The 21,608-nt window shown below is 68.5% G+C and carries 13 protein-coding genes, 1 pseudogene and 1 other annotated feature; of the genes and pseudogenes, 7 read left to right on the top strand and 7 right to left on the bottom strand.

Features of this window, described 5'->3' with window-relative positions; translation table 11 throughout:
• Window positions 1-422: 422 nt before the first annotated feature.
• Window positions 423-1,331: a GNAT family N-acetyltransferase gene (locus tag O4J56_RS19245; protein WP_408639141.1), complete on the bottom strand. Its 909-nt coding sequence runs from the start codon at window positions 1,329-1,331 to the stop codon at window positions 423-425.
• A 143-nt stretch (window positions 1,332-1,474) separates the two neighbouring features.
• Here O4J56_RS19245 and O4J56_RS19250 point away from each other — a divergent pair, with 143 nt between their 5' ends.
• Both O4J56_RS19250 and O4J56_RS19255 read left to right on the top strand, forming a co-directional pair.
• Complete coding sequence (locus O4J56_RS19250; RefSeq protein ID WP_270687473.1) at window positions 1,475-2,002, top strand: hypothetical protein; 528 nt, start codon at window positions 1,475-1,477, stop codon at window positions 2,000-2,002.
• Between the two features lie 234 nt (window positions 2,003-2,236).
• A pseudogene (locus tag O4J56_RS19255) lies at window positions 2,237-3,471 on the top strand (IS3 family transposase).
• Window positions 2,515-2,628, top strand: a sequence feature (AL1L pseudoknot). It overlaps the preceding pseudogene by 114 nt.
• 608 nt (window positions 3,472-4,079) lie before the next feature.
• On the opposite strand, the gene O4J56_RS19260 reads toward O4J56_RS19255, so the two are convergent.
• The 4 genes from O4J56_RS19260 to O4J56_RS19275 are packed head-to-tail and all read right to left on the bottom strand — an operon-like array spanning window position 4,080 to window position 13,065.
• On the bottom strand, window positions 4,080-6,827 hold the full coding sequence (locus O4J56_RS19260; protein WP_270687475.1) for a pPIWI_RE module domain-containing protein: 2,748 nt from the start codon (window positions 6,825-6,827) through the stop codon (window positions 4,080-4,082).
• A 31-nt stretch (window positions 6,828-6,858) separates the two neighbouring features.
• Window positions 6,859-10,368, bottom strand: coding sequence for a pPIWI_RE_Z domain-containing protein (locus tag O4J56_RS19265; protein WP_270687476.1), 3,510 nt, complete (start codon window positions 10,366-10,368; stop codon window positions 6,859-6,861).
• A complete protein-coding gene (locus tag O4J56_RS19270; RefSeq protein ID WP_270687478.1) occupies window positions 10,361-11,539 on the bottom strand; it encodes a pPIWI_RE_Y domain-containing protein in 1,179 nt (392 codons plus the stop codon). The genes O4J56_RS19265 and O4J56_RS19270 overlap by 8 nt, the downstream gene beginning before the upstream one ends.
• A complete protein-coding gene (locus O4J56_RS19275; RefSeq protein WP_270687480.1) occupies window positions 11,503-13,065 on the bottom strand; it encodes a PD-(D/E)XK nuclease family protein in 1,563 nt (520 codons plus the stop codon). The genes O4J56_RS19270 and O4J56_RS19275 overlap by 37 nt, the downstream gene beginning before the upstream one ends.
• Before the next feature lie 39 nt (window positions 13,066-13,104).
• Between O4J56_RS19275 and O4J56_RS19280 the strand changes: the two genes are divergently transcribed.
• Complete coding sequence (locus O4J56_RS19280; protein WP_270687481.1) at window positions 13,105-14,007, top strand: serine/threonine protein kinase; 903 nt, start codon at window positions 13,105-13,107, stop codon at window positions 14,005-14,007.
• Between the two features lie 30 nt (window positions 14,008-14,037).
• Here O4J56_RS19280 and O4J56_RS19285 read toward each other — a convergent pair whose 3' ends face one another.
• Window positions 14,038-16,788 carry an AfsR/SARP family transcriptional regulator gene (locus tag O4J56_RS19285; RefSeq protein ID WP_270687482.1) on the bottom strand — a complete coding sequence of 917 codons (2,751 nt, stop codon included), beginning with the start codon at window positions 16,786-16,788 and terminating at the stop codon, window positions 14,038-14,040.
• Between the two features lie 698 nt (window positions 16,789-17,486).
• On the opposite strand from O4J56_RS19285, the gene O4J56_RS19290 reads away from it, so the two are divergent.
• Complete coding sequence (locus O4J56_RS19290; protein ID WP_270687483.1) at window positions 17,487-18,272, top strand: hypothetical protein; 786 nt, start codon at window positions 17,487-17,489, stop codon at window positions 18,270-18,272.
• Window positions 18,273-18,292: 20 nt separating this feature from the next.
• Window positions 18,293-18,544, top strand: coding sequence for a helix-turn-helix transcriptional regulator (locus tag O4J56_RS19295; RefSeq protein WP_270687485.1), 252 nt, complete (start codon window positions 18,293-18,295; stop codon window positions 18,542-18,544).
• Window positions 18,545-18,750: 206 nt separating this feature from the next.
• Here the strand turns inward: O4J56_RS19295 and O4J56_RS19300 are convergent, their stop codons facing one another.
• Window positions 18,751-20,076, bottom strand: a complete 1,326-nt coding sequence (locus tag O4J56_RS19300; protein ID WP_270687509.1) for a class I SAM-dependent RNA methyltransferase — start codon at window positions 20,074-20,076, stop codon at window positions 18,751-18,753.
• 147 nt (window positions 20,077-20,223) lie between these two features.
• On the opposite strand from O4J56_RS19300, the gene O4J56_RS19305 reads away from it, so the two are divergent.
• A complete protein-coding gene (locus O4J56_RS19305; protein ID WP_270687487.1) occupies window positions 20,224-20,892 on the top strand; it encodes a potassium channel family protein in 669 nt (222 codons plus the stop codon).
• Between the two features lie 2 nt (window positions 20,893-20,894).
• On the top strand, window positions 20,895-21,587 hold the full coding sequence (locus tag O4J56_RS19310) for a potassium channel family protein (protein ID WP_270687488.1): 693 nt from the start codon (window positions 20,895-20,897) through the stop codon (window positions 21,585-21,587).
• The last annotated feature ends 21 nt before the right edge of the window (window positions 21,588-21,608 follow it).

Here is a 21,608-nt window from a genome sequence, read left to right on the forward strand (position 1 = left end):
GGGGCCCCGCCCCGACGCCCGGGGGCCGTTGACGCACGGGACCTGCCCGGAGCGCCCGCCGGCGGCCGGATGTGACTTCGGCTACCCCAGGCTCTGGCCCCCGATCCCGCACGAAGGACGCGCACGGCGGCCGCAGGAGCGGTGCCCCTTCGGCGCACGCTCCACGGGCACCGGCCAAGGGACGGAAGCGCGCAGTGAGCGGCTCAGGGGAGTGACGGTGCGGCCGACCTGGCCGGACGGTGCCCGTCGGGCGGTGCGACGTCCGCCGACCGTGACCGCCCCCGCGGATCGGGCATCCAGAGTGGTGAAAGGGCCGTGTCAAGGCTGATCGTGTGGCGGAACCACCACCTTCGCCGCCTCAGGGCGCCGCCAAGCCCGGAACGAGGACCCGAAGACCGGCACGGGGACGGCCCGATCCGGACTCAGGCGGTCGCGGGCTTGGTGAGGGGTGCGTCCCGCGAGAAGGCCCGGAAACCGACTCCGTAGTACAGCTCGCGCGCCGAGGAGTGGCCGTCGGCGCCCAGGCAGGCGACCGTCATGTGCTCGGCCCCCGCCGCGCGCGCCAGGTGCATCCCGTGCAGGAGCATCGCCCGCGCCAGCCCCCTGCGCCGGTGGGCCGGATGCGTCCCGACCGGCTCGAACTCGGCGGTGGCATTGGCCTCGTCGAGCCACATGATCGTCGAGGCCGCCATCGTCCCGTCCGGGGCCTCCACGAGAACGTGCAGGTCGCCCCGGTAGGCCGCGGTGCTCCGGACGCGCTCGTAGGCCTCGAGCGTGTACGCCGAGGGGGCCCACGCATCGACGTGCGCCCGGACGGCCGCCTCGGGGCCGGCCTCGTCGGCGGTGAGGAACCGGTGGCCGTCCGGCAGGCGCGGCCGTTCGACGCCGCCTGTGAGGTCCCGCTCGTTGAGCTGCGTCCAGGAGCCGGTGTCGCCCAGCGCGTCCGGGTCGGTCCCGTAGCCGTGCGCGGCCCACCGCTCCAGGGCGGAAACGTCGGCGGCGCCGGCCACCACCGAGCGCTCCAGGCCCGCCGCGGTCTCGTCGAACCATGCGATGACCTCGTCGACCAGTGCGGGGTGGTCGGGGTGGACCTGGTGGGCGAGCGAGGCGCCGGTGACGTCCCGCACCGACCCGTCGCTCAACCGGACCCGCCGCGGGAGGCGGGCCCAGCCCCAGGCCACCGGCTCACCGCCGGAGGTCCAGATCCGGTGCCGGTGGCTGGTGCCGCCCGGGTTCGGCGAAGCCTGGTTCCAGGCCAGCTCGCCGTACGACGCGTCACCGTTGACCAGATCGGGCCGGAGGGCGGTGACCTGCTGCGCGAGCCGCTGCATGAGAGCCAGGTCCGCGGGGGGAATCGGAGTGGAGGGCGTCATGCAGCCCCACCCTTACAGGCCGGTGCCCGGCCGTCGATCCGTTTTCCCGTCCCCGGACGGTCGGGCGCCCGCTGTCACAGGTGCCTGGCACTGTTCGGTCCATGAGCGGTGATGATCGGGATGACCGGTTCGGCAGCGCATACGTGCTGGAGAAGACCTACACGGGCCAGGTGGACTGGAGCCTGTTCTTCGTCTACTCCCGGCGCGAGCACATTCGCGCGCTGCTCCAGGACATGTACATCGACAACCCGGATCCGGACCTGATCGAGGGCATGTGGGAAAGCCACGACAGCGGGGAGAGCGCCGACCTGTGGCTGATCGAGCACGGCCGCTGCACGGGCCGCGTCGACCTGCGGCCGTTCATCCTGACGGCGGATGAGGGGGACTCCGCCATCGACTGGACCGGATTCGACGCCGCGGTACCGGCCGCACTGAACGGGCCGCCGCTCAAGCACGGCGAGGAGCTCCGTCTGCAGGATGCGGCCGCGTACTTCCAGGACACGGCGAGGGTGCCGGCCGACTTCTATCCGGACGAGCCCGTCAGGTACGGAATGCAGGTGTGGGTGGACGGGAACATGCTCGACCAGCCCTACGACCACTTCACCGACCCCGACCCGGAACCCGCCTGAACAGAGCGAACGGACCGCCCCGAAGCACGGCCCGTCCGATTACAAGAGTCCGGTGCGATGAACATCCAGCTTGACGTTTAGGCTGCTTGCCTCCAGTGCGGCTTGTGGTGCCTGCTTGGGGCTAATTGGAGGCGCGGAAGCAATGGCCTGCCCTCGATTGAGGTGTATTCCCTCTGGTAGAATGTTTCGTTCCGGGTGTGATGGAGGCTCTCAACCCTGGGAAGGATGAGAGACATGCCAGCACCGAGGAAGTACCCCGATGAGCTGCGCGAACGCGCCACGAGGATGGCCGTGGAAGCCCGCCGGGACCCGGCCACCCGGCCCGGAGCGCTCGCCCGTATCGGCAACCAGCTGGGCATCAACCACGAGACGCTGCGCAACTGGGTCACCCAGGCCGAGATCGACGGCGGCCACAGGCCCGGCACCACCACCGACCAGGCCCAGCGCCTGGCCGAGCTGGAGCGCGAGAACCGGGAGCTGCGCCGGGCCAACGCCATCCTGAAGTCCGCCTCGGCTTTCTTCGCGGCGGAGCTCGACCGCCCACAGAGCAGGTAGTGGCCTTCATCGACGCCCACAAGCAGGAATTCGGGGTCGAGCCGATCTGCGAGGTGCTGCAGGTCGCCCCGTCCACCTACTACGCCGCCCGGGACCGGCCGCCCTCGGCCCGCCAGGTCGCAGACGCGGCCGTGACCGAGGAGATCCGCAGGGTCCATGAGGACAACTACGGGGTCTACGGGGTGCGCAAGGTCCACGCCGAACTGAACCGGCAGGGCCGGGCGGTGGCGCGCTGCACCGTGCACCGGCTGATGAGGGCGGCCGGGCTGCGCGGGGCCGCCCGCGCCGGGACCCCGCGCACCACCCGGTGCGCACCGGGCCCGGATATGCGGCCGGACCTGGTCGGACGCGCCTTCGAGGCCTCAGCGCCCGACCGGCTCTGGGTCGCCGACATCACCTACATCCGCACCTCTTCGGGGTGGTGCTATGCGGCCTTCGTCATCGACGTGTTCTCCCGCCGGGTGGTGGGATGGCAGGTGAGCCGGTCGCTGCACACCGAGCTGGCGCTGGACGCGCTGGAGATGGCGGTATGGAACCGCGAGCACGTGGGGCACCGCCTGGACGGGCTGGTCCACCACTCCGACCGCGGGGCGCAGTACCTGGCAGTGCGCTACACCCGCCGCCTGGCCGAGGCGGGGGCCGTGTGCTCGGTCGGCTCGAGGGGCGACTCCTACGACAACGCTCTGGCCGAGGCGTTCCACTCGCTGTTCAAGGCCGAGCTGGTGCGCAACAAGGGACCCTGGGCGGGCCTGGAGGAGCTGGAGGTCGCGGTGGCCGAGTACGTGGACTGGTTCAACCACCGCCGGCTGCACGGAGAGATCGGGCTGGTCCCGCCGGCCGAGTTCGAAGCAGACTTCTACCAGCGGCAAGAGGCCTCACCCGAGGGCGGGGCGTTGCTTCCGAGCCTCCAATAAACCCGAAACGGAACAGAAGCCTGTTTTAAACTCGGTCGGCGGGACCAGGCCGAGTTCTCCGCGCGGGCGGTGGGGTTGACCAGTCCATGTAGTCGGTCACCGTGACTTCCAGATCCTCGATGCCACGCCAGGTAGCATCTGGCGAAGGTGCGGATGGAGGGGCCCTCTCGCCCGAGGGTGGGCAAGGAGGACATGTCGGCGTCCCGGAGCCGGGCGGGCCTGTCGGCGCTGAAAGGAGTGAGTGATAAGGCCCGACGGCCTGTCTGGCTCCCGTGCGGCCCCGCCGGATGAGCTGGGCGCGGACGTTGCTCACTCCGTCGACCTGTAGTTCTCATCGTGTATCCGGGCGATCTCGCGGGTGGCGGCCATTTCCGTGGCCGAACGCGCCGCAGGCGGCCGGTTCTCGGCCGCGTACTTGGGTGGAGGGGGAGATGCGGCACCCAGCAGACCAGCTCCACCACGTGCTTCTGCTTGTGGGCGTCGATGAAAGCGACTATCCGGTCTGTGGACGATCGAACTCCACCGCGAAAAAGCCGACTCGGACCCAAGGAACGTATTCGCTCTATCAGCATCGTTCGCCGGGGATTCCCCATGCTGGCGGCACTTGCTCATGGAGTGGACGGCGGTTTCCTGCCCTCCTTCGTTCTGGCGACCGGAAGCACGTACTGACCGGCGAGACGTGCCAGGTGCAGTGGGAGGGGGCGGGCGAGAGGCGGGTAGTCGTCGTGGTAGCGCAGCTGGTGCGCAAGCGTTGCCCACTCCGCCGGTCGGTCGGGCACGTCCCCTTCACGCCCCGAGTCCACCAGCGCCTTCTCCGACAGGCAGCAGAGCACGGTGATCTCCAACTGTCCAGGGTTCCAGGCCGTCTTTCCTGGAGCTGTCCGCCCCTGTGCCGTGGGAGCCAGCTTCATGAGCCCCTTCGGAAGTTTCGCCACCGTATGCGGCTTCGAGGCCGTGCTCGCGAAGACACGGCTCTCCACCTCCGGGGTTCCCCACACCCCCTCAGCGAAGCCGACCTTGCCCTTGGTGTCATGGGCGTACCATTCCGGCACTTCTCCTCGCGCATTGGAGTCCCGTACGAGTACCACCCGCAGGTCGTCGCCGTAGAGCGTGTGACGCTGGGCGGATTCGGTGCCGAAGCCAAGCATGTCGCGCTCCAGTTCACCATTGCGCAGGGCGGGCCAGCACTGGCGCAGGTTGCCCGCGTCCGCAAGCAGGAGTGTCGGGCGGTCACGGAGCTGGAAGAGGAGTGCACGGATCTGCCGCTCCGTATCCCGCTGCCAGTGGTGCTCCATGCCCGAGCGTGGAGTAGTCCGAGGCCCGTGCCGATCAGCCGCAGCATCGTCGGAGCATCCCGCAGCAGACTTCTCCGCTGGTTCTTCTGCCTGGGAGAGCAGCAACAGCAGTTTCGGGTACGACACCCACTCGGTGCGCTCGGCGTCCCACCCCTCGATGTCGCCCGGCCCGTCTCCGGGGCGGATCCGCACTGCGACCAGCTGACGGACGGCGCGCCGCATGGGCCCTTTCCTGGTGCGCTGGATAAGCCAGAGTGCCACGTATTGAAGGTCACCGGGAATTCCGGCTCCTACCCGGTGGGCAGGCGGGGCGATCGCTCCGAGCTGCCGGAAGGCGTCTAACCAGGTCCACTTGGCCCGATGCTCCAGGCCGCCTTCGTCACCGTCGGGCAGGTTCATGAACTGGCTCAGCCGCCCCTGCCGCGCCCAGGCGATGCGCAGCGCGTGCTTGGGGTCGGAGTCCGGCACGGCGGCGAAGCGGTCCTTGTCGGCGATCTCCGTGATCACGAGTCCGGTCTCCTCGGAGCACATGCCCTTTCGGTCAGCTACGAGTCGGCAGCGTTCCTCAACGGCTTCGGCCAACCGGTCGGCCTTGGGACGCTTGCGATCCCGGGAAATCGGCATGGCGTCGGCCAGGGGCCCCGCTGCCTGGAGTCGCACGCGGATGCCGATCCCCTCGCACCGCCACTCCCAGGTATCGCCGTCGGCCGCCCCCACTCTCTCTCCCGGAGGGAGCCCGATGAGTTTCGGTAGTTCCGTCAGCAATGCAGCACGGGTTTCGGGGGATTGCCAGTAGACGTCGACCTCCAGGAGACGGCCGTTCAGCGCGCGCGCCAGCGCCGCACGCCGTTGCAAGACCAGTTGGGTGTCCCTGACCTCCCGGTCACGACCGGCAGGCAGCAGCGAAGGGGTATTCCTCCGGGTCACCCTGGTGAGGTCGGGGACTCGCGTCAGCATGGGGCGCAAGCCTTCCTCGACCCAGGCGTCCAGCGCCGCTCGTTCCTGTGGCATCAGCCCGGGGCCGACCTCGTGCGGGCCGATCGACGGATGGTAGACGATGCCGGCGGCCACATCCCCGGACCCGTTGATCCAGTGTTCTGGACGGGCGAAGAGTTCCGCGGGCTGCGGGTAATTGCCGACGACGTCAAGTTCGGGCATAAGCGGGGCGGGGCTGTGGCGGCGCCAAGCAAGCTCCTTCAACCGCCGGTCATAGCCGAGAGTGTTCGCCATCAGACGGTGGCCCCGGTCCGGGCCTCCCGGCCACGGCAGCGGAACATCGAGCAGGACGGTCGCGCCGCCGAGCTGGTAGGGGGGTACGTCCAGTCGGGTGGCCCACCGACGTACCTGGGTGGACACATGGACGCGGAACCGTGGGGCGAAGGGCACGGTGTGGACGGTGATGTTGAGGCAGGCCGAGTAATACCACGTCTGCCCGCGACGCTCGTACCTCTGAGGCGGCCATGAGACGAGTCGTGCAGCATTCCCCGAGCTCTCGACGCGGAAGTGGAGCACCATGCTCCCGGTGTGGAAGGTCCGAGCGGCCAGCCGGAAGGCGACCCACTCGGGCAGCAGGCTGTAGAGCCGTGCGGCGGGTTCGGCGGTACCGCCCGCTGATGTCACGGTCTCGGTGAGGTCGATCGATTCTGCCTCCCACTGTGGCAGCTGAACGGCCTCGGCAGGATCGCCTGAGCGGATCCTCGTCTCCAGGTCGGCGCCTTCAGTGTCGTCCTCGTCTGGGGACAGGCCCGCAGACCAGGTACCGATCACCGGGCCCAATACCTCCCGCGGGACGGCTTCCCGCGCGTAGAGCCATGGCAGGCGGCCGTCTGTTCCGGCATTACGGCCGGTCGCCAAGACACCGGGAGCCATCGCCTGAAGCAGGGAGTTGAGCCTGCGTACAGGAAGCCGGTCCGGGCGGACGGCTCCTGTGTGGGCCTCGGCCTGCATCTTGGTGAGCTCGGTGTGCAGTTTCTCGCCGAGCCGCAGCACTTTCATCTCCTCCCGCCATGGTCCATGGAGAGGATCGGGTTCGTAGGCTGTGACGCGAATGGTGTGGTACACGGCATTGCCTCCTGGAACTCGGAGTTCGCGCTTATGAGTGGTCCGGAGCGGGGGCAGAGGAGAGCAAGCGGGTGATCATGCGCCAGAACGGTTCGTACAGGGCGCGGACGATGAACTGCTCCTCCGTGCTTTTCGTGTCACCGTCGAAGTAGGGGGCCAGCACGTCGAGCACGCTGTGCAGCAGGCTGGATGCGGGGGTGTCGGTCCGTGGCGGTACAGCCCCGCGGTTCGGAGCGAAGGCGGCATCGACGAAGACCACCCGGGCCGGTACGCCGCCACGCACCAGCCGCCCGATCACCTGCCACATCAGGACCAGCGTGTCCCAAGTGACCTGCTCCCGCGCCTCGTCGCCGAGGCGACTCCACGCCATCGAACGGGCGAGCACCTGGTACCAGCGTGAACGGGCGAGGCGGTGGACCTCTTGGGCACCTTCCTCGAGAGTCGCCTGCCCCTGTACCCAGGTGTCGAAGTCACCGCCGGTGACGGCACGGACGATCCAGTCGTTGACGCTGTGGACGGCAAGAGTCAGGTCTTCGGGGTGCGGATTCGGCCGTGCTAGAAAGTAGACCGTGCCGATGGCCGCCTCGTCGTCGTTGTTGAGGATGTTGTGGCCCCGCTCGACGGCCAGCAGAGGCGCCACGAGGATGTCCGCCTCGAGGTCCTTGAGGTGCTCCACGTCGCCTCGGCGAAGTGACCGGGCGCGGTAGGCGGACGGTGCTTCGTCCTCCGGTGCGATCTCCTCATCGTCCGAGACCAGGCACAGCACCTTGTCGCGCCAACGGGAGTTGAGGTTGTGCAGGGTGTCGGCCACGATGCGCGCTTCGGAGTAACTGCCGACCAGCAGAAGGATCTGATCGCGGTTCCCCGCAGGAAGGGAGAGTAGCTCGCGCTCCAGCGGGCCCCCTTCGAGAGCGTCGTATCCACCTTGTCCTAGGTGGATGGCAATGCGACGTAGTTTTTCGGGGCGGTCGTCCGGGCGCGAGCCTGACAGACGCATCTTCTCATCGCCGTCGTTGATGAACTCGAAGCGCATAAGGCTCTCGTCTGCGATGCGTTTGGTCACTTCGGCCGGCGGCTCGATGATCACACCGACCGGAACGCAGACGTGGTAGCGGGTCGACGCGCCCGCCCAACTGCTGCCGGACATGAGCAATAGGTGGGAGCCAGGCCTGTCGTCCACGGAGGCGAGGTGGGGGATGGCGCGCAGCAGCTCACGTCCGACGCCGCTGCAGCGGAAGAAGGTCAGCTCGCCGCTGCAGACTCCGCCCTCGTCTTCGCCCGGGACCCGGAACTGGAAGCCGAGCACATTGCCCATCGGAGCCTCCGGCACCATCGGACCGTAGTCGAGCGGCCGACGGTACATCTCGTTGTAGCCCAGACTGAGGGCAGCCTCGACACGGGGCCACATGGCGTTGATCATGGCGAGCCGGGGCTCGAGGGCACTTAGGAGCAGCGTGAACTCGAAGCGCTCGGCGAGCTTCTGCCTCCACTCCTCAGGGCTCTCAGGCGGCGGCTTGGGCTTCCGGCGTCGACCGCGCTTCTTCTGCCGTTCCTCCTCGCGCTCCCACTCGTCGTACTGTTCCTCGTACTTCTGCTTCCGCTCGGCCATGTACTGCGCATCGATATGGAAGACCTCGTCCATGACCTCGGTCAGGTGGCGCTGGGTGTTTTCCGGGTTGCCGGTGTGGAGAAGTTCGTTGAGGACGGCAGTCAGTCGACTGAAGTCCTCCTCAGATCTGCGGCTGCGGTCGCCGAAAGGGTTGTCACGGAAGGCGTCGAGGAGCTTTCCGAGGGCTTCCCGGGGGGCGTGGTTCCGGTGTTCCGGCCCACTGCCGTCGGGAAGGTCGTAGCGTTCGTCAAGCAAGCCGAGTTGGAGCGTCCATGCGCTGAAGTAGCCCGTCCGCACCCAGCTGCGTAGCTCGGGCCCGGCGACAAGCATCGCGTACAGCCGGTCGGTGGCCGATCCAGCGGTGTTGAGTGCGGCGGCGAAGGTCTCCACGTCCCGCTCGGAGAGCTGGGTGCGTCCGCTCGCCGCGAGCTCTCGGATCTTGTGGCGGCTGAGCTGGTCGATGAGCCCCTTGTCCTCGTTGCTGGCGAGGACGACGGCGGGGGCGAAGGTCCGGTCGAGCTGCATCTGCACGCGGTCGGCCTCATCTATGATCACAAGGTCGCTGCGGCGGCAAGCGAGTTCGAGGTAGCGGATACGCTCGCCGTTCTGAGGGCGGGGCGGCGAGGTGTCGATCAGGCTGGCAGGTGTGGCCACCCAGATCAGGGCGCCGACCAGGGCACGAGCTCCGTGGTGCCGGGGGCAGGCGGACCAGTACGGGCAGCTCGTCACACGCTTCTGCCATTCGGAGGCATGTCCGTCGCCCCTGCGGCGCTGCGGGTCCGACGGTGGCCGGAGCCGTGAGCAGGGGGCCTCGCCGAAGGCGAGCGGCCCAGTGGACGAAGTGGCGCCCTGCCTCTTGGTGTTGAGGACGCAGGAAGTCCCGAGGTAGGCGAAGTCGGGGTCGTCGTGGGCGAGCAGACGGTGCTCGCCCCGGCCCGCCAGCCGGCGGTGCAGTCGCTGGGCGTGCCGCTCCCGGCCGGAGGAGCCGAGTACGGGCGCGGCGACGTCGTCGATATAGCGGTTGTAGAGCCGTACGAGCTTCAGTACCTCTGCGACGTCTGTGACCACGATGGTGGTGCGTTGGCCGAGCTTCGCGAGATGGACGGCGATGATGTCGCGCAGTGTGCTCTTGCCCACGCCGACGATGCCGAGCAGGTGCTGGATCCCGTCCACTGTGAACGTGAAGTCGTCGTTCTTGCCAGCTTTGTGGAACCCACCGTTCTCCTTGGTGGAGAGGTCGAAGGCCCGCAGCCGATCAAGCCAGTTCTTCAGGTCTTCCTTGCCGACGCGTGCGTCCGTAGCGTCCATCTCCGACGCGGTGCGCTCGAGTTCCTTCCTGGTGAAAACGAGGGGCTCTCCGCCACCGGCCGGTTCGAGGTCCAGGTCGTGGGCAACAAGGGCGGTGCGGGGAACGGACGGCAGGTCAACGACGGCCATGGTTCGGCTGACGGGGAAGGCATGTGGGCCCTCGCCCGCGACCGGCATGCGTGTGCCCGCCAGCGGTGGTGCGGCACGTAGCAGTTGCTCGTAGACGGAGAAGCGGTCGTTCGCGACAGAGAGTTCGCGGCGGACGGAGGGCGTCTCGGTGTCCGGTACGTCATAGCCGCGCACCAGGGGATCAAACTGTTGGTAGGTCTCCAGTGCCTCGCGCCAGGGGCGGCTCCTGCGGAGAGTCCACAGCGAGTATCTGGCCACACGCAGCGTCTCTGCGGTATCCGGTGGCAGTGGCGTTCCGGACGCTGTGGCGAACTCGTATCCGCTGAACAACACCCAGGCGCTGCCCGCAGGGCTGCCCGGGAGCAGCTTCTCCTGGAGGTAGAGGCCGAGTTCCACCTGGCAGAAGGTCTCCAAGACAGGCTGGCGCACAGACGACCCCAGGGTCGCCTGGAGGGCGTGGAGTACGTCGGTCAGCGGCGGAATGATGCTACGCATCGTCCATCTCCTCTCTCCGGGTCCGTTCTAATCCGGGCACGAGGTCCACGGGTGTCGTGAGCACCAGGCGGTCCCGCAGGAGCGGAGGAAGGGCCTCGGTGAAGGCCTCCCGGTAACCGTTGCTCCCGGCGAGCTCTTCAGGGACCACGACGAAGGTGAGGTCCGGTAGGGGGGCACCGTCAGCGAGATATGCGGCGAGAAGGGCCGGCTGAAGGCGGTCGTGCACCTGGATGTCCGCGACCCTGCTACCGGTGTCCGTCAACCGGCAGGCGGACAGAGTCTGCGGCAGGGCCTCGCGGATGATCCCGGCGCGATCCAGTACGTCCCCAACAGCCTGTTCGGTCCGGTGTGGGAGTGCGAGGAACGTCCGCAGCGATCGCCGCAGGATCCGGGCCTGGTTCGGCTCGCGGACCAGTTCTGGAGAGGCATCACGGGGGCAGTTCTCCCCCTCGCACCAGATGACCTCGTTGGTGGAGGACGGCCCGGGTAAAGGCGTGGTCCCGTTCCGAGGCAGCGCGGGGAGTCCGCACGAAGGGCAGCGGAGGAAGTGGCCGTCGACGAGCAGGTGTTCAGGTAGTGGTCCGTAGAGATCCTTGACCCGCGTCCAGACATCCCTGTTCCAGCCGGGCTCGAAGCGGTCCTGCTGGTGGACCACCGGGCGGTGGGCCAGGAACCTGCGGCATTGTAGGAAACGCGCACGTATTCCACACCGCGCTTCCAATTCGCTCAGGAGCGCGCGGGCCTGCGCTGCTTCGCCACCATCCAATCCGTGCGAGGCGACTTCGAGGCACGTCCGGGTCGGCATCTGGCCGGCCGGATGGACCAGCGTCGCATCCGAGGTGACTAGGGAGGCTGGAACTGCGAACAGCGGATCACCCGCCGGCCGGGTCCGGCACCACCCCCACAGCTCCGGGAGGCTCCTCGGCGGTGTCTCTCCGACGTCGAGGCAGTGGATCACCGTGCGGTCAAGTGCACGCTGGGCGAGGTCGGGATAGGGCAGGGAGAACGAGCGGAGGCCCTGAACCTCGGAGAGGGCCGCCACCATGCGGGCCAGCTCTTGGAACAGCTCGCTGCCAACGCCCTCTGAGGCCGCCCCAGTACCCGTACAACCGGCCCGCTGGGCCGCCTGAGTCTTCATGCCATAGCCCTTCCGGCGGGCGACGCGGAGCACCAGCGGGTCACCTCGCACCGTTTGCAGGCGCGTCCGGGTACAGCCGCGTAGTGGTCGTCCCTGTGCCAGTCGGCCACCATGGTCCGCAGAACCTCCTCCGCTGCTGTTCGGTTAGCGGAGGCGAAGGGGTCAATGGTCTCCAGATCGGCACCGCCAGGGCGCAGTATTTCCAGCTCGACCCGGGCACGGGACAGAGCGCCCGCCAAGTCGCCACGGGCGACCAGTACGACCGCCAGGGCCAGTTGGGGATAGAGCTCCAGTAAAGGGCGGTTGACGCGCCGGTCGGTGGCGGAGGTCTTGGTCTCGCGCCACACCCATGAGCCTGCGTCTCGGTAGAGCAGGTCGGGTGCGGCGATCACCACCACGTTGGCGGCAGTGTCGTGCCGCACGACCCGGGGCTCGGTCCGCACGTCGGACCCATTCCCGACGCACCGCAGCGGGCAGACTGCGGCGTGCCGCCGCAATAGGAGTGCGCCGAGCGCGCGTTCGTGGTCGGGAAGGTCGAATCCGTCCGGCACCCAATTCTCGGGAACCTCGACCGTGCATGGTCGAGGCGTTCTACGGCGGTGCCGGTCGGCGAGGTAGGCATGGAGGGCTCGGCCGCGCTCGGCCGCTCCTTCGCGCTCGACGGAGTCGGCCGTGGGCAGGTGGAGCCGGCGCATGTGATCGCGGGCCGGACAAGTCTGGTAGTTGCGTCCGTTGGTCACCGACCAGGTGCGGCGGGGCCGATCCGGTGCCTCGATGCCCAGCAACCCGGACGCCTTCCGCAGAGCCGGGCAGACCGCCAGATAGGGGCATCCGCCGCAAGCGGAACCGGGCCGGTACTCCCGTCCGTCCAGAACGCCGCCCAGAGCGTCGGGGCCGTGCTCGCGATACCGGGCGAGTGCTTGTGCCCGGCTGCCGGCGAAGAGCTCTCGCGTGTGTCCGTCGAGCAGCGCGAACTCCACGATTCGCACGTGTTCCGGTGGCGGTCCGGGGGTGCCCTCGGCCAGCACCAGGCAAACAGCGGCGGTGAACCCGAGGGGCGGCAGGTCTCCGTTCAGTCGGTGCACGGGCAATCGAAGTTCACGGTAGGAGCCGTCGGCTGAAGCCAGGCAGCGGCCCCACGCGGTGAAGCGGTACTCCCTGGCGTTTCGCGAGTCGTGGCCGGGCAGCCGGTAGCGGTAGGTCCACGGCTCGGGGACCTCATGCAGGGGGCGGTCCGGGTCGGAGGGGAAGGCCGCCTCGTACATCTTCAGACCATGGTCCGACCAGGTCTTCAAGCCGTCGTGCAGGGGCGCGTTCCTCTTCCGGGAGGGGCTTGCGGTAGGGCTGGATCGGGTGTCGCAGGCGGTCATGAAAGGGCCGAGGGCGAAGTGCTCCAACTGCTCTGGGCTGCGCGGCGTCGGAGCGGCGGTGCGGTAGCCGCGGGCCTTGAGAGCGTCAGCGGCGGGGCAGCGGAATTCTCTTCCCTTGAACATTCCTGCGGATACCGTGATGATCTCAGAGGTGCGGGTCACCCCGTCGGGGGGCAGCCACTGTGACATATTCTGCTCCATTTCTATACGGAGGACAGAAGGGTGAACGTGAAGGAGATCGAGGAGATCGGCGATGTGGAGGAGCGCTATGAACTGCTGGGCATGGTCGGTGACGGCGGCCAGGGCGACCTCTTCCTCGGTCGTGACGTCAGGAGTGGGGTGAAGAGGGCGCTGAAGCTTCAGAAGCCCCGGAATCTCGGTCCGGAGAGCGAATTTTTCTCAGCGGGAAGGGACCTGCTCGAAGAAGGCTCGCGCATGATGAGGCTGACCGGTATAAGGGCGATCCCTGAAATCATCGCGACTGGCACGTACCGGCGGCGCCGATGCCTGGTCATGGAATTCGTTGAAGGGCGTCAACTGCAGGATGTGCTGTTGGCGGCTCGGCCTGTCAGGTACCCCGGGACCGTTGCATCCGTCATCGGTCAGTTGTGTGAAATTCTGCGGGAAGTACACGACAGGAATCTGGTGCACTGTGACCTCAAACCCGAGAATGTCATTGTGCAACCGGATGGTTGCCTCCGTCTCATCGATATGGGCTTCGCGGTGATGGAGGGTGAGGCGACGGAGTTCGAACGCGGCACGCTCGGCTGGGCCTCCCCTGAGCAGTCCGACGCATGTCCCTCAGGTCTGACGCGGCGGGTGGATATCTTCGGGCTCGGCTGCATCCTGCTCGAAATGACAGTCATGCGGCTGCCCTATGGCGGATTGGAGGAGCGGGCGGAACGGGGCTGCCCGGTTCTGCCGGCCGACCTCCTCGACAAACTCCCTCCGGAGTTCGCCTCCCTCGCGCTGCGGATGGTCCGGTGGGAACCGGATGAACGTCCGGCGGATGTCCACGAGGTGTTCGACCAGCTTCGCCCGTACCTTCCTCCGATAAGCTCGCGGCGTCCGTCGAAGCCCCTGCGCCCCGACCCGACCGAGTACTATCGCACGCGTCCGCCTCGGATGTGACGGGGGCGCGGCGGACGTCGGCTGGGCTGGTCACCTCAGTCCTTCCAGCAACTCCCGGACCTCGGATACGCCTTCGCCCCCCATCAACTCACGCAGCACGATGACTCTCTCCAGTTCCCGTATCGCCTCTTCGGTTCTGCCGGCGGACACCAGGACGTCGGCGAAGAGCCGCCGTGTCTTGTTCTCGCTGGGCCAGTTCTCCTGTTCGTGGTAGATGTCGCAGGCCTGTCGGTACAGGGATACGGCCTCGTCTCGCTCGGAGCGGGCCACATGCACCTTGGCCAAAGTAAACAGCACGTCGGCCAGACCGCTCCGCTCTGCCGTGCACCCAAGTACACCCAGGGCATCGGTGCACCGGAGAAGGGCCTGATCGTGATCACCCCTATCAAGGTGGATTGTGCCGAGGGCGTTCAGCGCTGCGGCCTCTCCAACCGGGTCGGCCACCGCCCTGCACAACTCCAGAGCCTGGCACAGTTCTTTCTCCGCGCCCGCCTGGTCCCCCTGCTTGCGCAGAGTGATACCGAGCCGGTGGAGCGACCGAGCCAGGCTCAATCGGCCTTTCGTGCTGCGGTCCTCCTTGCTGAGCCGCACGGCCTGGCGCAGGTGGCCCACGGTCAAGTTGTACTGCCCGTACCGCCATTGGGTTCCTGCCAGCATTCGTTGGACCATGGCGCAATCGACCGAGGTAGCGATGGACTCTGCTGCATCGGCGGCGTCTTTGAGGTTATTCAGCGCGTCACGAAGACGGTGGCGGTGCCATTGATAGGTGACCAGTGCCATGGAGAGGAGCCATACGTACCTTTCGATGTGCTGATCTGTGGCTAATCGGATGCCTCGCTGGATGGCTTCGTACTCCTCGTCCAAGAACGCCATCGCCTGCCCCGGTTCCGCGGGCTCGGTGACCGTGACTCCGTCGGGCTCGCCGATGGGCAGGGTTCGCTCTCGGTCGAGCACGCGGTCGCAGGCGCGGACGTTGTGCAACTGGTGTTCCAGCACCTGCCGTACGGTCGCCCGCTTGATTTCGGCCGTCTCGTCCTCCGACCCAGGCTGCACGTGTTGGCGGACGAATGCCCGTACCAGGTCGTGGAGCCCATAGCGATCGCCCTTGAGCTCCACCAGGTTCGCCGCCACGAGTTCCACCAGAGCACGGTCAGTGCGCGCCCCTTCGCACGCTGCCCTCCCGAGGTCCATCACCGCCTCCCAGGAGGCGGTGGGGCCAGGGTGGATTGAAAGCTGCCAAAGCAGCAGCCTGGCCTCCTTACTGAGTACGCGCACGGAGCAGTTAAGCGCGGCACGGACCGACAGTTCGTGCTCAGGAAGGTGCAGCGTATCCAGCTTTGCCCGTTCCCCCTTCATCTCCCGTACCAGGGCGGAGATGGTACGCAGCGGACGTGCACCACGCTTCAGAAGCTGGGCCACCACGGTGAGGGCCAGTGGCAGACGATCGCAAAGACCAACCAACTCTCTGAATGCCTGGGCGTAGTTCGCCCGGTCTTTGGCCGATACTTCTTCCTGTAGCAGCTTCAGGGCGTCCGACTCTGGCAGTGGCTCCATCCTGTGGAACAGCACCTTTCTCTCGGCCTGAAGGCGCAAGAGATCGTTGCGACTGGTGATGATCACGGCGCAGGTGCCGTCTCCAGGGAGAAGCGGCAAGACCTGCTGGGCGTGGAGCGCGTCGTCGAGGACGATGAGTACCGAGCGGCGAGCAAGTGCAGACCGCAGGGCAGCGCTTTTGCTCTCCGGGCCGGTCACTGTGGAGTAGGGCGGTAGCGCGGCCAGGAACTTGTCCAGGGCCTCGCCCGGTTCGGTAGGCCCCTCAGCTCCGTCGGTGAATCCGTTCAGGTCGGAATAGAGTACTCCGTCTGGGAATCGTGTCCGGAGTCGACAGGCGAGACGGTGGGCCACCGTGCTCTTCCCGACCCCTGCCATGCCGCTGATGAGGAGCAGCGCCAGGTTTCCGGCGTCCTGTTCCCCACACACGGCTTCGAAGAGGTCACGGATGAGCTGCTCCTGCCCGACCGGCCTTCGTATGCCGCCAGGCAACTGGTCAGGCACAGGAGGAGGGAACACCCCGCCCGGTCCGCAGGAGGATCCCCGGGCCACTTCGATGGCGCTCTGCACTTCGGCGTCCGGACTTCCGTTGCGCTGCCTCCACTCTTCGATGAGTCGTTCCCGCTCACGCTCAGGCAAGTCGCCGTGGGCGAGCAGGTAGAACCGGAAGACCGGGGGCAGATTCGGGTCGCGCTTGAACCATTTCTCCGTCTCCTCGCGGAGCCACTTCACCTCCCGGGACCGCCAGGCGGCCTCGAGCCTGGCGTACACGGCGGCCATCAATTCGGTCCGCAGCTCCTCCCGGCGCAGCTGGAAGCCGCTCCCGCTCAGGTCGCGCAGCGGTTCGCCACCGTCCCACTCGTCCAGGGCCTCACCCAGTAGATCGAATCGCTCGTGATGGTTCATCAGCCTTGTGGCCCTCGTGACCCGGTCGCGGAAGCGGAGTAGATCGACGCGGTCCACCGGTACGCGGATCGTGCAGTATCCCGATCTGCCCTGGGGTACAACCTCCCGACCCAGTTGTTTCCGCAGGTCGGAGATGGTGCGGTCCACCAGGCGGCCTGCGTTCTCATTGCCTTCCCACAAGGCTTCGGCGATTTCCCCCCTGGTGCACCGGCAGTCCGGTGACGTCACCAGAAGCGCGAACAGTGCGGCCGCTTTCGCCCCCTCGGAGACCCTTCCGCCGCCGTCCCCTTCGGCTCTGACCGGGCCCAGCACGTGTCCCTCCATCGCCCTCCCCTTCTCCGTGATGGAAGCAGCGGTCCGGCCCCGTGATGACAGCCCCTTCGAGCGTGCGCCGAGGAAGGCCGCTTCACGTGCGCGTACTCCTACACGCGTTCAAGGCTCAGTTTTCCCTCAGTTTTCGCCCTGCAGGCCGCTCTCGACTCGGGCACGATGGCACCACCCGCTCGCAGAAGCAGAATACTGCGGCGGAACCATTCAACGACCCATCTGGAAGGAACTACAGGTCCTGTGAACGATCGTCAACGAAACCGCCGGGTGAGCCGTATGCGCAAGTCCTCGGGCTTCCCGCCGAGCGTCCGCCGGCGGGCTGCCGCTCGGACCAGGGGTACCACGTCGGCGGCCCCGCGTACCAAGGGGGCGAACGCCCCGTCCTCCGAGGCCGGCTGAGCTCAACGGCTCGTGGGTGCCCGCCTGGGGTGGGCACCCACCAACCTCGGCCTCACAGTGTGAACTCCTTCGAGCGGCGAGCTCGCAGCCTTTCCATACCTGTCACACACTCGTGGGCAAAGACGGCAATTCCCGGTCGAAAAGACCAAAACTGCCTATGTATGTATGAAATGGGGGTGTGTGGGCTTCTGTACCCTCTACTCAAATGTGGGTTGATGGGATCACCTCCCGTATCCGTGGCCATCCGATAGCTCGGCACCTCCGGCACTATCAGCTCAAAGGGAGGAAGTTTCCTGATGCAGCCACGATCTAGCAGCGTGTTCGCCTCGGTGAGGCGGCACTTCGACGATCCCCGGGTCGGCGGCGCGGTCGTCCTGACCGTTCCTGCGGCCAGCGAGGGGGCGGAGCCGCTCGGGCTAACCGCTGCCGAGGCGCACGCGGCGCTGTACGGGCAGGGCTCCGACCCGCAGTTCGCCGTCGCGGTCTGGAAGGAGGTTCTCCGCGCCGCTCTGGGGGACGACGCTTCAAACGCTTCAGATGAGACCGGGAAGCTCCTTGTGATCTGGCTGGCACTGCCTCGCTTGACCGGGACGGTCCACCGCGTCTGCACGCGTCTGCACGCCGACCGGTCGGATGTGGAGGCTGAGATGGTCCTCACTCTCCTGGAGGAGTTGTCGGCCCCGGACGCCGGGAGCTGCCTCTCAGATCGCTCCCTGATCCGCGCGGCGTGTACTAGGGCGTGGAACTTCGCCCGTGACGGCCATCGGGAGCTCCCCTCCACTCAGGTCGAGCGCATCGCCCAAGATCACGCGCTCACCGCGTCCGATGGGGAGGTGGACGCTCCGGCCGAGAAGGGTTGGGACGTGCGGGTTGACCGTCCGGACGGCCCGGACGGGTTGCGCACCCCGCTGCGCTTCCGGGTGCGCCCGGAGTATCTGCGGAATGCTGCCTTCACCGACACCGACACCGACACCGACGACGAGACGAGGGAGCGCCTAACGCGCCACAATCCCCCCAAGAAACGACCGCCCGGGCGCCGTGTGGGCCCCCGACCGGTCCGCCCCGCTGGGAGGCGAGCATGAATTACCCCGCGGAGGGTGGAATGACCTTCACCGAGATGTTCAAGCTGCCCGTCACAGTGGACCTGCGGACGGCGGCCCGAGTGCTCGGGATCAGCTCGACGGCCGCCTACCGGTTGATCCACAAGGGGGAGTTCCCCTGCCCTGTCCTCCGTGTCGGAGGCAGGTACAGGATTCCGACCAGCGGGCTGATGCACGCCCTCGGGATCGAGGATCGCCCAGTGTACAGCGTGGACCTGGAAACGGACGCATACACGTCGGAGGCTTGCTTCTGACTAGAAAGATGCGGTGAGGGGCACGTGTGCCTACCGGCGTGCGGCTCTGTGGTATCGGCCACGGGGCCGCACGCCTCACGGAGTTCCAATGTACTCAGTGCCCCTGGACCGGAAACGAAGAGGCGGTCACGCCGTCGGCTTCCCTGGCCGGCGCGACCGCTGCTCGGGCCGTTCGCCCTGTGTTTCCTCAGGTGAGCGGTGAGATCCTACTTCTTGCTCTTGCGGGTAAGTACCGCCATGCACTCCACGTGGTGGGTCATGGGGAAGGCGTCGAACGCGCGCAGGTCCTTCAGTTCGAAGCCGTTCTGCTCGAACGTCGCCAGGTCGCGTGCCAGGGTCGCCGGGTCGCAGGACACGTACGCCACGCGCTTCAGGCGCATCGACGCCAGCGCCTCCACCACGTCGCGCCCGGCGCCCGCGCGGGGCGGGTCCAGGACCGCGATGTCGGCGCGCAGGTCGGCCCACTCGCGCAGGCGCCCCTCGACGTCGCCGCCCTCGATGCGCACGTGCGGCAGGTCCTGGAGGTTGTACTCGGCGTCCCGGACCGCCTCGCGGCCGCCCTCCACGCCGAGCACCCGGCCCTCCAGGCCGACCGCCTCGCCCAGCGCCCCGGCGAACAGCCCGGCGCCGCAGTACAGGTCGAGCGCGGTCTGCCCCTCCTGGGGCTCCAGCGCCCCCAGCACGGCCTCCACCAGCGCGTCGGCCGCCCCGGGGTGCACCTGCCAGAAGCCGCCCGCCGACACCCGCCACTGGCGCCCGGCCGCCTCCTCGCGCAGGCCCTTCTTGCCGCGCACCGCCTGGGTGCGGCCGCCCTTGAGGCGGCGCAGCACCGCCGCCGACGCCTCGGGCCGGGGCGGCTCGGGCAGGCGCGAGGCGCGCGGGGCCGCGATCACGGCGCGGTTGCCGCCGCTGGAGGCCACCGCCTCCACCTCCGACACCCCGGGCCAGGGCAGCCGGGTCACGCCCAGCGCCTCCACCTCCGGGTGGGCGATGAGGCAGGAGTCGATCGGCTCGATCTCGTGGGAGCGGTGGCGGCGCAGCCCCGCGCGGCCCTGCTCGTCGACCGCGTAGCGCACGCGGGTGCGCCAGCCCAGGCCGTCCGGCGCGCCGGGCAGCTCCTCCACGGTGACCTCGCGCTCGATCCCGGCGATGCGGCGCAGCTGGTCGGAGACCACCTGCCCCTTCAGCCGGCGCTGGGCCTCCAGCGAGGCGTGCTGCCAGTCGCACCCGCCGCACAGCCCCGGCCCGGCGTACGGGCAGGGCGCCTGCACCCGGTCCGGCGACGCCTCCAGCACCTCGACGGCCTCGGCGCGCAGGAACCGCTTGGTCTCCTCGGTGATCCGGGCCTCCACGAGCTCGCCCGGGAGCGCGTGCCGCACGAAGACCACCAGCTCGTCGTGGCGGCCCACGCACCACCCGCCGTGGGCGACGCCGCCGTCCAGGCGCACGCGGATGCGGGAGCCGACGCGGCTGCGGGTTTCGGAAACGGGCACGGTAAGGGCACCTCCGGGGAGCGGGGATCGTACGGGCATCGCGCGGGTGACCGGATCGGAGCCACCGCCCATCTGCGGCAACTCTAGCCGACCGGGCACAGGGAGCGCGCCGCGCGAGACGGCGGGCCGCGCGGGTGTAGCGTCGCCTGAGTCCCGTCCGGACCGAGGCCAGGAGAGGGCACGGGCATGCACATCGTGATTCTGGGATGCGGGCGGGTGGGGTCCACCCTCGCCCACACGCTGGAGGACATGGGCCACACGGTCGCCGTGATCGACCGCGACCCCGAGGCCTTCCGGCGGCTGCGCCCCGGTACGGCGGGCGCGGCCGTGGAGGGCCTGGGCCACGACCGCGACGTGCTGGTGAAGGCCGGCATCGAGAACGCGTCGGCGTTCGCCGCGGTCAGCAGCGGGGACAACTCCAACATCATCGCCGCGCGCGTGGCCCTGGAGACCTTCGGCGTGCGGCACGTGGTGGCGCGCATCTACGACCCCCGGCGCGCGCAGGTGTACCAGCGGCTGGGCATCCCCACGGTGGGCACCGTGCACTGGACGGCCGAGACGGTGCTGCGGCGGCTGGTCCCCGGCTCCGACGGCCTGGACCTGGGGCCGCTGTGGCGCGACCCGTCGGGCACGCTGGCCATGACCGAGGCGCCGCTGCCGCACTGCTGGTACGGCAAGCGGGTGGAGCAGCTGGAGTCGGCCCTGCCGCTGCGCGTGGCCTACCTGGTGCGGGGCGGTGAGCTGGTGCTGCCCCGGGGCGACGAGACGTTGGACGCCGGGGACGTGCTGCACGTGCTGGCGCGGGTGGGCGACCTTGAGTCGGTGCAGGAGCGCCTGTCGGGAGAGGAGTCCTGAGGATGCGGATCGCGATCGCGGGCGCGGGCGCGGTGGGGCGCTCCATCGCCGCCGAGATGTGCGCGGGGGGCCACGAGGTGCTGCTCATCGACCGCAGCGCCCGGGCCATCGACGTGGACGCCCTGCCGGGCGCCGAATGGCTGCTGGCCGACGCGTGCGAACTGGCGTCGCTGGACAGCGCGCGGCTGGACGAGTTCGACGCGGCGGTCGCCGCCAGCGGCGACGACAAGGTGAACCTGGTGTTCTCCCTGCTGGCCAAGACCGAGTTCGCGGTGCCGCGGGTGATCGCCCGGGTGAACGACCCGCGGGACGAGTGGCTGTTCACCGACGCCTGGGGCGTGGACGCCGCGGTGTCCACGCCGCGGCTGATGGTCTCGCTCCTCGAAGGCCCCGCGGACGGGGCGCCGGCGGGCGGCGACCCGGACGGGGCGGAGGCGTTCTCCCAGGCGTCGGGGGAGACGGACCTGCTGGAGCTCACCCTGGAGGAGGGGTCGGCGTTCGTCGGAGAGCAGGCGGGCGCCCTGATGCCGCGCCTTCCCGAGGGCATCGTCCTGGTGGCGGTCGTGCGCGCGGGCGCGGTGGTCGCGCCGTTCCCGACGACGGAGCTGCGCGCCGGTGACGAGCTGGTGTTCTTGAGCAGCGCACCGACGGTGGCGGAACTGGACGACCTCCTCGCCCCGGGAGGCGGGGCCTGACCCGCGAGTTCCGCGTACCCG

The organism is Nocardiopsis endophytica (assembly GCF_027706725.1).
GTDB lineage: Bacteria > Actinomycetota > Actinomycetes > Streptosporangiales > Streptosporangiaceae > Nocardiopsis_A > Nocardiopsis_A endophytica.